The sequence below is a fragment of the Aestuariirhabdus haliotis genome, assembly GCF_023509475.1.
Lineage (GTDB): Bacteria > Pseudomonadota > Gammaproteobacteria > Pseudomonadales > Aestuariirhabdaceae > Aestuariirhabdus > Aestuariirhabdus haliotis.
Window position 1 is genome coordinate 19,710 of sequence record NZ_JAKSDZ010000033.1, and the last position, 14,572, is coordinate 34,281.

The following is a 14,572-nucleotide window of genomic DNA, read 5'->3' on the forward strand; positions in this document are numbered from 1 at the left end:
GCGCTTTTAGTATAATTTGGGCCTTCCGACAGTCTGATTTTTCCGGGTATGGGCATGCTGGGCCAAAGTAGCTATTGGTCACTCCCGTGCTATTTTTTCAACTTCCTAACAAAATGAGCTTTGCATGACAGATGCGCTGGTTATTTCTGGTCTGAAGAAGGTGTACGCTAACGGCCATGAGGCTTTGAAAGGTATTGATTTCAAGGTCGAGCAGGGTGATTTCTTTGCCTTACTGGGCCCTAATGGGGCCGGGAAATCAACCACCATTGGTATTATTTCGTCATTGGTTACCAAAAGTGAAGGCAAGGTCAGCATCTTTGGTTATGACCTGGATACAGAGTTGAGCCTTGCCAAGCAAAACCTGGGGGTGGTGCCACAGGAATTCAATTTTAACCAGTTTGAAAAACCACTTCATATATTGATTACCCAGGCCGGGTACTATGGTATTCCGCGTGCAGTGGCCCGTGAACGGGCCGAATTTTATCTGAAGAAACTTGGCATCTGGGACAAACGGGATGAACAATCGCGTCTGCTATCGGGGGGGATGAAACGTCGCCTGATGATCGCCAGGGCGCTTATTCATAAACCTAAACTGTTGATTCTTGATGAACCCACTGCAGGTGTGGATATTGAACTACGTCGCAGTATGTGGGAGTTTCTTCGCGATATTAACGATAAAGAGGGTGTCACAATTATTCTTACCACTCACTATCTGGAAGAGGCTGAGCAATTGTGTCGTCATATCGCCATTATTGATAAGGGCAACCTGATTGAAAACAGTTCAATGAAACAGCTTTTGAGTAAGCTGAGTGTCGAAACCTTTGTTCTTGACTGTCGTCAGCCCCTGCCGGAAAGTATTTCCGTGGAAGGTTATAGCCTGAGAAGAGTTGATGAATACAGCCTGGAGGTTGAAGTTAGTAAAAGCCAAACCATCAATGCGGTTTTTATTGCCTTGGAAAACCTGGGGATAGAAGTATCCAGTATGCGAAACCGCTCAAATCGATTGGAAGAGCTGTTTGTGTCCCTCGTAGAAAAGCAGGAGGGGCTGCTATGAAGCCTGCAGACGCCTGGATCGCCTTTTTAACCATTGCTCATAAAGAGGTTCGACGATTTCTTCGTATTTGGCCGCAAACCCTTTTGCCTCCAGCGATTACCATGGTTTTGTACTTCGTCATTTTTGGCAGCGTAATTGGTTCAAGAATTGGTGAGATGGGTGGTTTCAGCTACATGGAGTATGTGGTGCCTGGGCTGATTATGATGTCGGTCATTACTAACTCCTATGGCAATGTCGCGTCCTCGTTCTACAGTAATAAATTTCAGCGTAGCGTAGAGGAAATACTGGTTTCTCCTGTGCCAGACTATCTGATGCTGGCTGGCTTTGTATGCGGCGGGGTAATTAGAGGGTTGTTGGTGGGCTTTATTGTAACCTGCTTGTCGCTTATTTTTACCAGCTTGCCGATGCATAATCTGGGTATCACCATGTTGGCCGTGCTAATGACTGCGGTGCTATTTTCCCTTGGCGGTTTTATCAATGCTCTTTATGCCAATAGTTTTGATGATGTTTCAATTATTCCTACCTTTGTATTGACACCATTGACCTATCTTGGAGGGGTGTTTTATTCCGTTAATGTATTGCCTGAATTTTGGGCCGGGCTATCTGAATTAAACCCAATACTCTATATGGTCAATACGTTTCGTTATGGCATTCTGGGGTATTCTGATGGAATTCCTGTTGTTCAGGCGCTACTGATGATTGCGTTTTTAACGGTGGTTGTGTTTTGTTTTACTCTGTTTCTTCTACGCAGAGGCACGGGGTTACGGCATTAGGAGTGTTAGAGATGGGTAATAATGTGCACGATTCGCCTCTGGGAAAAGTCTCCGACTACGTAGCCGAGTATGATCCTGAGTTGCTTCATCCCATAGCACGGCAGGGTAATCGAGCTGGCATTGGTATCGATATTAGGCTGCCTTTTTATGGGGTTGATATTTGGAACGCATACGAGCTTTCCTGGCTTAATCAGAAAGGTAAGCCTCAGGTAGCGGTTGCTCGTTTTAGTATTCCCTGTAACTCACCCAATATCATCGAATCAAAATCTTTCAAACTGTACCTGAATTCATTTAATCAGACATCCTTCGAAAATGCCCGGCTATTGAAAGAGGTCCTAAAGAAAGATTTGTCAGTTGCAGCAGGGGCTACTGTTGAGGTCGAACTGCTGACCCACGAGATGCTCACTAATGAAGGTTTATCACAGCCCAAAGGTTTCTGTATTGACGAGCTGGATGTTGAAATCAGTTGCTATGAAGTAAATACAGAATTGTTAATGGCGGGCGGTGGTGTTATTGAAGAAGCACTGTACAGCCGTTTGTTAAAATCTAACTGTCCGGTGACAGGTCAACCAGACTGGGCGACGCTGATGATCCAATACAAGGGGGCGCCTCTTTGTCATGAATCGCTGTTGAAATATATTGTCTCTTTCCGACAACATAGCGATTTTCATGAGCATTGCATTGAGCGTATTTTCGTTGATCTGCAGGCTATTACCCAGGCTCAATCGTTGGTTGTTGAGGGGCGTTATGTCAGAAGGGGAGGGCTAGATATTAACCCTTGCCGATCATTGGAATCCAAGACGTTTTTTGATCGGCGTTTGTCGGTTCAGTGAGTCATCTGCTCTGCTAAAGAATGACTCGCTCTTTTAGGCGTATGGCGGCAATTTGAAGTGCTTTCACCACCCTGGCCTTGTCATAACTCTTGATTTTCTCGGTGTCCAGGTACATCGAGAAGCCGTCGACCTGATGTTCAATAAAGCTTTGCTCGGCTCCCAGATCGCGCCGGAAATCGACAACCTGGAAGGTGGGCACAGGTCGGCTGAAACCTTTGACTTCGAGAGCGCCTTTGTCACGACACATGATCACATCTTTGATCATGGAATAGGTTTCATAGGAGATAAGAATCTGCCCTGGCTCAGCATTGCTTTCCAGGCGGCTGGCCAAATTGACCTCTTTTCCGATAATGGTGTAATCCATTCGGCTGGTTGCGCCGAAATTACCAACGGTACAGAATCCTGTGTTGATTCCCATGCGTATCTGCAGGGGCTTCTGGATGCCCTGGCTTAGCCAGCGTTGGCGTAATACTTTCATATGCTTGCGCATCGCAATAGCCATGGAGACGGCTGCCAGGGCGTCACGCTTGGCCCCGCCACTTTTACTATCGCCAAAGAAGACCATAATGGCGTCGCCGACAAATTTGTCGATGGTGCCACCGTATTTAAGGGCGATATTGGACATCTCAGTCAAATAGTTATTAAGCAGTTCGGTCAGCTCCTCAGATTCCATCTCCTCGGAAAGCTCGGTAAATCCCTTGATGTCACTGAAGAACACGGTTAGACGCTTGCGCTGTGTTTCCAGGTTACCTTCTTCGCTGGAGAAAAGGGATTCCCAGACTACCGGAGATAAATAGCGACTCAACTTGCTCATTAAACGAATGGTGCGTTCTTTCTCATCTTTCAATTGTTGCTGACTGATCTCCAGGCGGTGTTTGCGTTGGTAGATCTCTTTACCGATGACCGCCAGATATAATCCGGCACTGACGCCGGTAATGAGCAAACAGAAAAGGGGAGCGGTCAGAATGATTTCAGGCTGGAACAGGAAAAAGGTAATGGCCAGGCTGGAGAGTAAAAACAGGCATAAAGAGGGAAGGAAGCGCGCTCCTGAATAGGTAAGGTTGTTAAGGACAATTAACATTACCAGAATAATGCTTGGGGCGGGCATCAAGCCCCAGGCGGCGATTAAACCGCCGATATTGATGCCATCAAGGCTTGCAGCCAGGTGGCTATCTTTGAAGCGTGCGATGCCCGGTAATCTGAACAGGAGAGGGTATAGCAGTAAGCCAGGCATTAACCAGACCAGCAGAGCCGGAACGACATTGTCATAATAGGCAGCCGCCAGGGTTGTGGTGGCAGTCAGATAGATTAGAAAGCGCGAATAGAAAGCGGGCGTTTCATCCCGGGGCTCAATTGTATTTTTGTTGTTTCCCGTCATGCGAATGCTGGTCAGCTCGATAGGATAGATAAGCGGTTAATAGTAAAGGGGAATGGTTTTAATCTCCAGTCTTTAGGGCGACAGAGGGATTCTTTAGCTGATCTCTTTTGAGGGGGTGAGCGGGTTCAGTTGGGCAATCGGCTGGGGTGTCAGTAGTTCTAGCATATCGGCGTTTTCGAGCGATGAAGGCACCGCCTTGAGTGAGGAGAGTAATGCCTGTTTAAGGCTTATTTGGTGAGCCGGTGAAACGTAAATAGGCGGCAGATCCCGATGAATTCTTAACAAGGCACCGTAGGTTTGTTCGCCACTACTAAGGGGGATCCAGCTGCCACGCTGTCTTCTCATTCTACGGGTGACGGGGGAGTTGGGTGCTGCTCGCCAACCGACGGTAGGGATATTACTCATCAAGCCAATATGGCTAGCGAGTCCAAATCGTTCGGACCCCGTGACGCCGCGGCCATCGCAGATGATCAGATCAGGTTGGTTTTTCAATGCTTCCAGCGCTTTCAGGACGACGGGAGCTTTGCGAAATGAGAGGAGCCCCGGAATGGGCGGGAAATCGAGCCTTTGGGTGGCGCTATGCCGTTCTATTACTTTGAAATCCGGAAGCCTGAAAAGAGTGACATTGGCGGTACTGTACTCATCGTCCAGGTTGTAAAGCAGCTGAGCACGGGCTATACAGGATACTTTATATGAAGGTTGGTCATCCAGAATAATCCAGGCGCTAAGGCTTTTTTGAATAGAAGCCGCCTGGGTTTCTGTGATGTTCCAAGGGTGTAGGGTGTTAATTTTCATATTGAGCCATGTATTTTAAGGCACATAATATAGCTAGTCTCCGCCAAGCAGGGAAGGGAATGCGTGCGTAGATTGGTACCAGACTTAAATGGTAAAGATTGTTAGCAGCATTCACAGCTGGAGCGGACGAACTAGTCTCCTGTCGGGTTATAGATTTCGCTATATTAAGTTGAATTTGGAATAAAGTGGAGTCGAACCGTTAAATAATTCGACAGTTCTACAATCGCTGCATACACTGAATTGTGCCGTTTTCTCGGCATATTAGGGCTGCAACCCTCGTTATTGCTTAATTGCAGAATAAGAAGGGGCCGGAGTTAAAATGGACTTTATCATCCAGGCCAGCTATGGATCGCTGGCTGCTGTCTATGCTGTGTTGCTACTGCTTACCTTTTATCGGGTCAGTGGCGAGTTGCTGTGGCATTTCAGGGCATTATGCCTGGCCTCAATTCTTTGGGCTTTTTCACTTTCTTACGCCGCATCCACCTCGTCTTGGTTGTTCGCTGACAGTTGGCCTTTGGAGACCGTGCGTAACCTCGTTTTGACCCTGTTGTTTTTCCGTTTATGGGTTAACCCAGTGGTCTGGCCAAGGGTATTGCTCTACGTAATGCTGACGGGCTTGCTATTGCTGGATCTTATACCCGAGCTCCGCCAATGGTTGATTCTGTCGGGCTCAGCCGATTTACGCTTATCAGGCCATCTTGTCATCACCATTACGTTATTGATTGTTCTCGAACAGGTATATGCCGGGGTCGACAATGAGCGAAGGTGGGCCGTAAAGCACTTTTTTCTCGGTTTGCTTGCAATTCTGTTTTTTGATCTTGTGTTGTATGCGGAAGCAGTGCTCTACCAGCACCTTAACGATGCATTGATCGCTGCCCGAGGGCTTGCAAATTTACTGATTATCCCTCTATTTATTCTAGCCGGCTTAAGAAACCCCCACTGGGATGCAAAGCTTGTGGTGTCTCATCAGGCGGCTTTTAGAACGGCCTCTTTGTTGTTGGTTGGGGGGTATTTGTTGGTTGTGGCGATTGCTGGCTTTTATGTCAGGGATTTTGGCGGGCGGTGGGGTGACCTCTTATTATTGCTGTTGCTATTTACAGCGTCGATTGGGCTGTTTCTGATAGTGACTTCAGGGCAGTTGAGATCAGCACTGTCCGTTGTTATCGCCAAGCATTTTTTTCGGCTCAAATACGATTATAGGGACCAGTGGATTAAGGTCACAAGAGCATTGGGAGGCGGGGGAGTCGATGCAAGTTTGCAGGACCGCTGCTTGAAGGTTATGTGCGACGCACTGGATAGTCGAGGTGCTTTGCTGTGGAAATCTGATGGTGAAAATGCGTATGTCGCCTGTGGTTTCTGGAATATGCTGCGATCTCGATATGAAAATGAAGCCTTACCCAGAAGTGTTATTGGCTTTTTAGCGCAATACGGTTGGGTGATAGATCTTGAAGAGTATCGATCGTATCCGGAACGGTACCCTGAAGACCTGGATCTTGGTTATATGGTGGATGATGAGGATCTATGGTTGATAGTACCCTTATTGTCTGAGTCTGATCTGTATGGGGTGGTTGTCTTGGCGGCGCCACGATCTTTCAGGGAAATAGGCTGGGAAGATCATGATTTTATTAAATTAGTTGCACAGCAGGTATCAAGTTATTTATCGCTTGCTGATGCGCATAATGCGTTATCTGAAGCCAAGCAATTTGAAGCGTTTAATCGAGTGTCTGCGTTTGTTGTGCATGATTTGAAAAATATAAGTGCTCAGCTGACTTTACTGCATGACAATATGAAAATACACCGAAACAATCCCGATTTTATTGATGATTGCATTGATACCATTTCCCATGCGACAGGAAAAATGGATCGTATGCTGGATCATTTAAATGGTGATTCGATTAGCGAAAGAAATTTGGTCAATGTGGCTTTGTCAGAACAGGTCGCTGCAATTAGCGGACGCTTTAAAGGAACATGCCGAGAAATCTATCTGAATGTATTGGAAAGTGACTTGAATGTGACTCTGGATGAGCAGAGATTTTCATCGGCTGTTGAAAACTTAATAAAGAATGCAGTTGAATCGGCCGGGACTGAAGGGCATGTCCGAGTGTCAGTAGGTGTTAGGGAAAACGAAGGGCAAGCCTATGTTTGTGTGGAAGATGATGGCCCAGGAATGACTGAAGAGTTTGTTGATAATTCATTGTTTCATCCCTTTAAAACAACTAAAGGAAATGCAGGAATGGGGATAGGATTGTTTGATGCAAAAGAGTTTATGAAAAGCATAGGAGGTGATGTTGTGGTTGATAATAGAGACTCCGGATGGACCCGGTTTACGCTATTATTTCCTATTTCGAGTTGTTTTAATCAGAAGGCTTCGGCTAGAGGTTCGGTATGACAGAAAAACGTGCACTGCTAGTCATAGAGGATGATCCTGGGTTACAAAAACAGCTGAAGTGGTCGTTGGGTGATTATGAAGTTTCCATTGCAGAAGATATGGGCAGTGCTTTGGCGAAATTGAAAAAAATTGAACCCGCTGTAGTTACCCTCGATCTGGGGTTGCCGCCTGATCCTGCAAATGCGACGGCTGGTTTGGCGTTGCTGGATAGCCTTTTGCAGGCTCGACCTGTTACCAAAGTGATTGTTGTTACGGGAAATAATGAGCGAGAAAATGCAATAAAAGCCATATCGAAGGGGGCTTATGACTTTTATCAAAAGCCTATTGAGATTGATGACCTAAAGCTCATCATCGATAGGGCTTACAGGCTCTTTGATCTTGAAGAAGAAAATAGAAAACTGCAGCATGGAATAGCCTATGAACCCTTAGTTGGCGTGATAGCGTGCTCAGAAGTTATGCAAGCAGTAACCAGGACTATTGAAAAGGTAGCACCCTCATCAATTAGTGTAATGCTATTAGGGGAAAGTGGTACAGGGAAGGAAGTTCTGGCGAAGGCCTTGCATGGGTTAAGTGGTCGTAAAGGGCGATTCGTCGCGGTGAATTGTGCCGCTATTCCTGAAACATTGCTGGAGAGTGAGCTTTTTGGCTACGAAAAAGGGGCTTTTACCGGAGCCGTTAAGCAAACATTGGGGAAGATAGAATACGCCGATGGTGGAACTTTCTTTCTGGATGAAATTGGTGACTTGCCTACCTCTTTACAGACAAAATTATTGAGGTTTTTACAGGAAAGAGTGATCGAGCGAATAGGGGGTAGAGCTGAAATCCCTGTGGATGTTCGAATAATTTGTGCAACTCACCAAAATTTGGATGAGCTGATTAAAGTTGGTGAATTTAGGAGCGACCTATTTTACAGGGTTAGTGAAATGTCGATTGAAATACCTCCATTGAGATCACGAAATGGTGATGCCGTTGTTATTGCAAGTGCATTGATTGATAAACAGTTTGAAGGTGGCAGGAATGCGCCACAATTGAGTGATGATGCAATTGTGGCAATTGAGGGGTATGAGTGGCCCGGGAATATTCGAGAGCTAGAGAATAGAGTTAAGAGGGCGCTGATAATGTCTGAAAATGGCAGAATCAGTGCTGAGGATCTCCAGCTTGAAGTTCCGAAAAATCAAGCTTCTTTTCCCTTTAATCTTAAATCTATAAGAGAGAAGACTGAGAAAGAAGTAATAAATAGAGCTATAGGATATACCGATAATAATATCTCCAAGTCAGCTGAGCTGCTTGGGGTAACAAGGCCTACACTTTATTCATTGATGCACAAGTATGGAATTATGGAAACCAAAAATGTGGAAGGCGAATAACCTTATGAAAAATATACAAGGGATTGTTGGTTTTTGTGTGGTTGTATTGTTTTTAGTGGGGTCTCCAGTCTTTGCAAAAGACTATTTAGATAGCGCAAAGGGTTATCTGGAAAAGAATGATAATGCCTCGGCTATCATTGAACTTAAAAACTATCTTGATGGTAATCCGGAATCTGTAGAGGGTAGAGAGCTTTTAGCTGAGGCAGAGATAAAGGCTGGTGATTTTAGTGAGGCAATTAAGCAGTATGAGTATCTAGATAAGCAAGGTCTTTTAAGTAACAAATTATCCGTGGATTTAGCCAATCTTTATATTGTAAATCGAATGCCAGAGAAAGCCTTGGTGCTACTGTCTTCCAGTAACCCTTCTCCAGAGTATCGTGCCAGGTTTGAGCTTGTTAGAGGGAACGCATTTTTTGCTCAGGCAATGCTGGTTGATGCAAGGGAAGCGTTTAATGAGTCTTTGAGGTTGGAGTCCTCATCGGGTGCGACCTTAGGGCTTGCCAAAATATTGGTGGCAGAAAAGAGGCTGGATGAGGCTAATGCTATGGTATCCGGGTTGTTGATGGAAAATCCGGATAATGCGGAAGCGCTGTTGTTAAGCGCGAAAATTTCTTCATTTCAGGGCCGGTACGATGAAGCGGTAGATACGCTATCTGATCTCGAATCTAAGGGTTTTGGTGGTCTGATTGTATTGATACGAAAAAGCGAAGCCTTGATGGGGGGAGGAAAAAATGATGAGGCGGAAAAGGTTCTTAAAGAGGTTCTCCAAAGAGATCGTGGCAATGTACAAGCCAATTTTAATTTAGGTAGATTATATCTTTCGAAAAAGGAGTATAAGAAATCTAGGGAGTACTTCGAGAAAACGTTATCGCGGGTGCCAAATCATTTGCCCTCCATGTATTTGATATCAATTGCCCACTACCAACTTGGTGCAAAAAATCAGGCGAGAGATCTTCTTAATCGTTACTTATCCCATTACCCGGAAAATAAAACGGCCAGAATAATGCTAGGCACTATTCTTTTAGATCAAGGCGAATATAGTGATGTTATTAGCTTGTTTGAGTCGGATTTTAGTGCCGATTTTGTTTTGACTGGTGATAGTCAGCCACCAAATCCTGTTGAATTATTGCTCATCGGTAAAGCCTATATGGGGCTTGGAGATAATGAGAAAGGTATTCAATATCTTGAAATGTCGAGAGATGCGTCTGGTGAAAATTCAGATATAGAAGGTTACTTGGCTGAGGCTTATTTGAAGGAAGGAAATTTAAAAGCGGCTTCTTTAGCTTTAAGCAAACTTGAAGTCGAGGACAGAGGAGTACTAAATTCGGACAGTCAGCTGATTCGATTTTATTTGCAAGAGGGAGAGTACGATGCGGCTGATGCTTATATTTCAGAGAGAATCAATACTAATCCTGATGTTAAGGAGTACCAGCATTTAGTGGGTAGTATTTTGGAAGCTAGACAGCAATATAGTAAAGCCAGAGATCAGTATTTGTCAGTCATTAAAATGGATTCCAAGTATTCGCCATCAATAATCGGTGTTGCAAGATGTTATGTGAAAATGGAAGAAATTCCAAAGGCGCTCTCTTTTTTACGCGAACATTTAGATCAAAATGAATTGGATATTAATGTTTCAATTTATTATGCGAATTTACTTTATACAGAGGGTAATTCCGATCAAGCTCTCAATGTGCTGCTCAAGGCTCAAGAAAAAGAGGGTATAGATTCAAGAGTTAGTTTGATTTTGTCAACTTTGTATTTGCAATCCGAGGACTATGATAAGGCTGCGATTCATGCGGGGCGAGCACTGAGTGAAAATGATGATAGCCTGCCGGCTAATCGTCTGATGCTGCAAATATCGATGCGCAGAGAGGAAGGTCACAATGTGGACCATTACTTCACACGTTTGTTATCAATTGATCCTAATATGCTTTTATTGCAAGAATATCTGGGTTGGATGGTGAGCAAGGGTGAGTATAAGCGCGCCAGAGAATACCTGAATGACTTTTCGTCGAGAAATGATCTTAAAGGCGACCTTAATATGCAGATCTACAGTGCAGAATTGTTTGAGGTGAGTGGGGATAAAAAAACTGCTAAGTCTGCCTTCTCTAAACTCTCTAAACAGTATCCAGATAAGATTGAGGTTGTTATGGCTATGGCAGGCTATATATCAAGAAATCAATCGGGTATTGAGTCTTCAGATTTCTTGGCTAATGCCTACGATCGGACAGGTGATAGTCGATATGTGTCTCAAATGGTGGTGGTAAGTCAAGGGAAGGATCTGTCTGATCGAACGGTAGAAATCCATAAAAAAGTACTGTCTGAAGATCCGGATAACGTTGTTATTATTAATAACCTTGCCTGGATCTTAATGAAAAGAAATGATCAGGATTCATTGAAGTATGGAAAAAAGGCATACGAGCTGGTGCCAGATAACCCCCAGGTGTTAGATACCTATGGTTGGGCATTGGTTAATTTTAATAAGGAAGAGGAGGGAGTGATCTATCTTGAGAAGGCATTTAAGGCATCTCAAGGTAGCGGTGAAATCTCTTATCATTATGCTGTGGCATGTTTTAAAACAGGCCGGTTGGATGAGGCGAGGGCTGTTCTGGAACCCCTGTTATCATCAAAGTTAAAGTTTGCAGATAGAGAGAATGCAGAAGGATTGTTAAATAAAATCGTTGCTGGTGATAGCTGATTTTTAATTCATGAGTAGGGATGATTCATGATTCAAGATAGTTTTCAGGATAAAGTGGCAAAAACGCTTAGGTTTCATACAAATAAAATGGTGTGTAGTGCTAGAGGGGTTTATTCTAATTTTTTTACCATTAAAGCCGATCGACCTATTTTTGTAGTGGGTTGCTCGCGTGCCGGAACAACATTGGTCTATAAAACCATTAGCCAATCACCAGAGATGGGAACGCTTAATCGAGAAACTCATGATTTGTGGTCTCAGCTGAATACTCTTGAATCCAGGCAATGGGAAAGTCATGCGCTTAACGTTGATCATGCAAACCCGGATGATAGGAAATTTATTACCGAATACTTTTATAATAAAACGGGTCTAACAAGGTTTGTTGATAAAAATAATCAAAATGGCCTATGTGTTGAATATTTGAATGCACTTTTTCCTGATGCGATTTTTGTTTATGTCAAAAGAAATCCCGGTGACAATATTCATTCTCTCATTGAAGGGTGGAAACGTGATGATGAATATGCAACCTGGTCAAATAACCTTCCTGTGCCTGTGGCAATCAGTAAGGGGGTATATAATCGATGGTGTTTTTTCCTTTTTTCGGGGTGGAGAGATTTTGTAAATGAATCAATTCAAGTCGTTTGTGCCGAACAATACTGTGCTATGAATAATGCTCTGGTAAATGATTTGTCTAATATTCAGGGTGATCGTGTTTACGAATTAAAGTATGAGGATATTTTGACGGATCCTGTAGCTAGCTTTAAATCGGTCTTTGAGTTCTGTGATTTGAGTTTTTCTGATGAATTGAAAGGGCATTGCAAAACTGTGCTAGATCGTCCTTATAATGCTTTTTCAGCGATTAAAAGCAATAAGTGGCTTGAGTCCGGTAATGCGGTGATTATACGTTCCGTCCTCAGTAAGACTGAGGAGGTGGCTGATCTTATGGGCTATGATCTTTCTGATTATTCGGGTTTATAGTAAATGCAGATCGTACTTTGGTTTGTTTTAATGCTGGTTAGTGTTTCTTGGGTTTTTCTATTAGTTAAGTATCGTGCAGAGTTGAAGGCGATTTTTTGCGAAAAAGTCTTATCAAGGCCTGTGATTATATTTGAATCCGATGACTGGGGGGCGGGGGATTTTGGGCAAGACGCTTCGTTGCGTAGGATAAAGTTGATTCTTGAAAATTGTCGTCTACAAGGCGGATATCATCCTGTTTTTGTGTTAGGTGTGAACTTGTTTTCGCCTTGTGTAAGCGGTGATAGTCTGGCCATGCCAAGAAAGATAAAATTTGTTGGTTTGGCTGATGTAGAAAGCAGCAACACACTTGCGGCATTGCTGGAGGTTCATCACTCGGGTTTGATGCCGCTAGAACTGCATGGTAAGTATCACTTCGACCCCAGCGAAGCGGAAGAATATCTTCTTGATTCTAATGTAGGCGTTGAGCCTGATGCCGCAATAATGACGGAAGAGCTTCCTCCATCAATTCAAACGCGTTGGAAATCAGAGGGGCTGGAATCGAAGTTGGACGCTTCTTCTGAGGTTTCAGTGTTTTTTGATGTTTTAGGTGTTGAGCCCCAGGTTGTAATTCCGCCGACCTTTGTTTGGAATGATTCTGTAGAGGATGGCTGGAAAGAAGCGGGTATGCTGACTTTGATGACGCCCGGAAGTCGTTATTACAGCAGGATTGGTAACGACTTTTTTTGTGATAAGGAACATATTTATAATGGTCTATATAGTCATTCGGGTCTTATGTGTCTGGTAAGAAATGCTTATTTTGAACCCTACAAAGGAGTATCGGTTAGCGCGTGTTTGTTGCAAATAAAACAGGCGGTCGAATGTGGGCGGCCAGTTATTATAGAAACTCATAGATGGAACTACCTTAATCCTGACAAAGAGATTTGTGAAAATAGTTTTTCACTGCTAGAGCAGTTGCTGGGAAAAGTGTCTACGCTTTATCCGGATCTTGTTTCTTTATCGTCTGCACACCTTTCTAAGTTATACAGAAGTAATGGTTTGATATTCAATGCTTCCTTTCTTGTTAAGCTGGATTCATTTTATAACCGTCTTGGGTGTAGCACTGTTAATAATTGGTTGTTGTGGTTTTCTGGTGTTTTACCGTCTTTGCTGTTTTTAAGGCATTTAATAAGAATATCTAAGAATGCAGGATTGAGTGATCCGAAGTATGTCTAGTCGAATACGATTTTCAGTCATCGTTCCGGTTTATAATGGGGAAAAAACTCTGGCAAGAGCGATTGATTCGATTCTTTCCCAATGCTATCCGGCTTATGAAATTATTGTTGTTGATGATGGGTCCCTGGATAAAAGTGCCCTTATTGCACAGGGTTACGGAAGTCAGATTAACTTGCTACAGCAAGACAACCTTGGCGTCTCTTCTGCTCGAAATCGTGGGGCTGAGTCAGCAACAGGTGATTGGTTGACCTTTCTGGATGCGGATGATTGGTATTATCCATCACGACTACAAGCTCACGCACAGCTTATCGACCAGAATATGGGGTTTGATCTACTGAGTGGAAATTTTCATTATGTCTATGATGATGGAAGTAAGAAAGAGAATATAGACAGTTTGAATTGGGTCTCTCATCTGAAAGCGAAAGAGCAGGACGGTGTTGTCGTAATTGATAAATTTCTCAGGAAATTATACGCAGGCCAGCATGTAGGGGATACTCATACCATAAGCATTAGTAAGGATTTATTCTGCCGTGTAGGAGGATATCCCATAGGAATAGCTATAGCCGAAGATATGCACTTTCTTTTGCGGGCCTTGGATTCCTCTAAAGCGCAGGCGGTGTCGTTGGCACCATTGGCTGCTTATCGTGTTCTTGATAACAGCGCTATACGCAGCAACCGTCTAAACTCGCAACAGCTGGCTGTGAATGCATATAGAAAGTTATTAGGCGAATACTCATTTCAAAGAAATGAAGTTAAAACGGGAGCACAGGAAGCGCTGAGGTTGGCGCGACTCGACTACTCATATGCTTTATTAAAGAGCAATCGTCAATATTCGGCGGTGGTTAATCAACTATCCGCACTATGGCAAGACGAGTGCTCTATTGTTAAGCGGGGTCGTGATTTTTTATCGATTTTACGTGGCGTTTAAGCAGGCGGTATCAATACTAGGGCACCTCTGATTAATTCAGATGAACTCTGGCTTTCAGGCGAATTCAGAATCGCAGCACGCCTTTGCAGTAAGGTCGAGACCTTTCAAAAAGGCGTAACAACGAGTCTGGGTTTGCCTGAAAGCCCCGTAGGGCGGGCCTAAAAATGGCT

Annotated in this window: 11 protein-coding genes; 9 read left to right on the forward strand and 2 right to left on the reverse strand. The window is 43.9% G+C overall.

The window, feature by feature from the left end:
• Positions 1-124: 124 nt before the first annotated feature.
• From MIB40_RS14985 to queF, 3 genes are read left to right on the forward strand one after another with little or no spacing between them, the layout of a single operon-like run.
• On the forward strand, positions 125-1,054 hold the full coding sequence (locus MIB40_RS14985) for an ABC transporter ATP-binding protein (protein WP_249695907.1): 930 nt from the start codon (positions 125-127) through the stop codon (positions 1,052-1,054).
• Positions 1,051-1,827 carry an ABC transporter permease gene (locus MIB40_RS14990; protein ID WP_249695910.1) on the forward strand — a complete coding sequence of 259 codons (777 nt, stop codon included), beginning with the start codon at positions 1,051-1,053 and terminating at the stop codon, positions 1,825-1,827. The genes MIB40_RS14985 and MIB40_RS14990 overlap by 4 nt, the downstream gene beginning before the upstream one ends.
• Positions 1,828-1,838: 11 nt before the next feature.
• On the forward strand, positions 1,839-2,660 hold the full coding sequence (gene queF / locus MIB40_RS14995; protein ID WP_249695912.1) for an NADPH-dependent 7-cyano-7-deazaguanine reductase QueF: 822 nt from the start codon (positions 1,839-1,841) through the stop codon (positions 2,658-2,660).
• A 13-nt stretch (positions 2,661-2,673) separates the two neighbouring features.
• Here the strand turns inward: queF and MIB40_RS15000 are convergent, their stop codons facing one another.
• Positions 2,674-4,038 (reverse strand): adenylate/guanylate cyclase domain-containing protein, encoded by a 1,365-nt coding sequence (locus MIB40_RS15000; protein ID WP_249695914.1) that lies wholly within the window; start codon positions 4,036-4,038, stop codon positions 2,674-2,676.
• Between the two features lie 93 nt (positions 4,039-4,131).
• Positions 4,132-4,833 carry an endonuclease V gene (locus MIB40_RS15005; protein WP_249695916.1) on the reverse strand — a complete coding sequence of 234 codons (702 nt, stop codon included), beginning with the start codon at positions 4,831-4,833 and terminating at the stop codon, positions 4,132-4,134.
• A 319-nt stretch (positions 4,834-5,152) separates the two neighbouring features.
• On the opposite strand from MIB40_RS15005, the gene prsK reads away from it, so the two are divergent.
• Genes prsK through MIB40_RS15035 form a run of 6 tightly spaced genes read left to right on the forward strand, consistent with a single transcriptional unit; the run spans position 5,153 to position 14,402 of the window.
• A complete protein-coding gene (prsK, locus tag MIB40_RS15010; protein ID WP_249695919.1) occupies positions 5,153-7,222 on the forward strand; it encodes an XrtA/PEP-CTERM system histidine kinase PrsK in 2,070 nt (689 codons plus the stop codon).
• A complete protein-coding gene (gene prsR, locus MIB40_RS15015) occupies positions 7,219-8,589 on the forward strand; it encodes a PEP-CTERM-box response regulator transcription factor (RefSeq protein ID WP_249695921.1) in 1,371 nt (456 codons plus the stop codon). The genes prsK and prsR overlap by 4 nt, the downstream gene beginning before the upstream one ends.
• A 4-nt stretch (positions 8,590-8,593) precedes the next feature.
• Positions 8,594-11,287, forward strand: coding sequence for a tetratricopeptide repeat protein (locus MIB40_RS15020; protein WP_249695923.1), 2,694 nt, complete (start codon positions 8,594-8,596; stop codon positions 11,285-11,287).
• A 27-nt stretch (positions 11,288-11,314) separates the two neighbouring features.
• The gene (locus MIB40_RS15025) at positions 11,315-12,262 is read left to right on the forward strand and encodes a sulfotransferase family protein (protein WP_249695925.1); all 948 of its coding nucleotides are present in this window, start codon (positions 11,315-11,317) and stop codon (positions 12,260-12,262) included.
• 3 nt (positions 12,263-12,265) lie between these two features.
• A complete protein-coding gene (locus MIB40_RS15030; protein WP_249695928.1) occupies positions 12,266-13,474 on the forward strand; it encodes a hypothetical protein in 1,209 nt (402 codons plus the stop codon).
• Positions 13,467-14,402, forward strand: a complete 936-nt coding sequence (locus tag MIB40_RS15035; RefSeq protein WP_249695930.1) for a glycosyltransferase family 2 protein — start codon at positions 13,467-13,469, stop codon at positions 14,400-14,402. The genes MIB40_RS15030 and MIB40_RS15035 overlap by 8 nt, the downstream gene beginning before the upstream one ends.
• Positions 14,403-14,572: the final 170 nt, after the last annotated feature.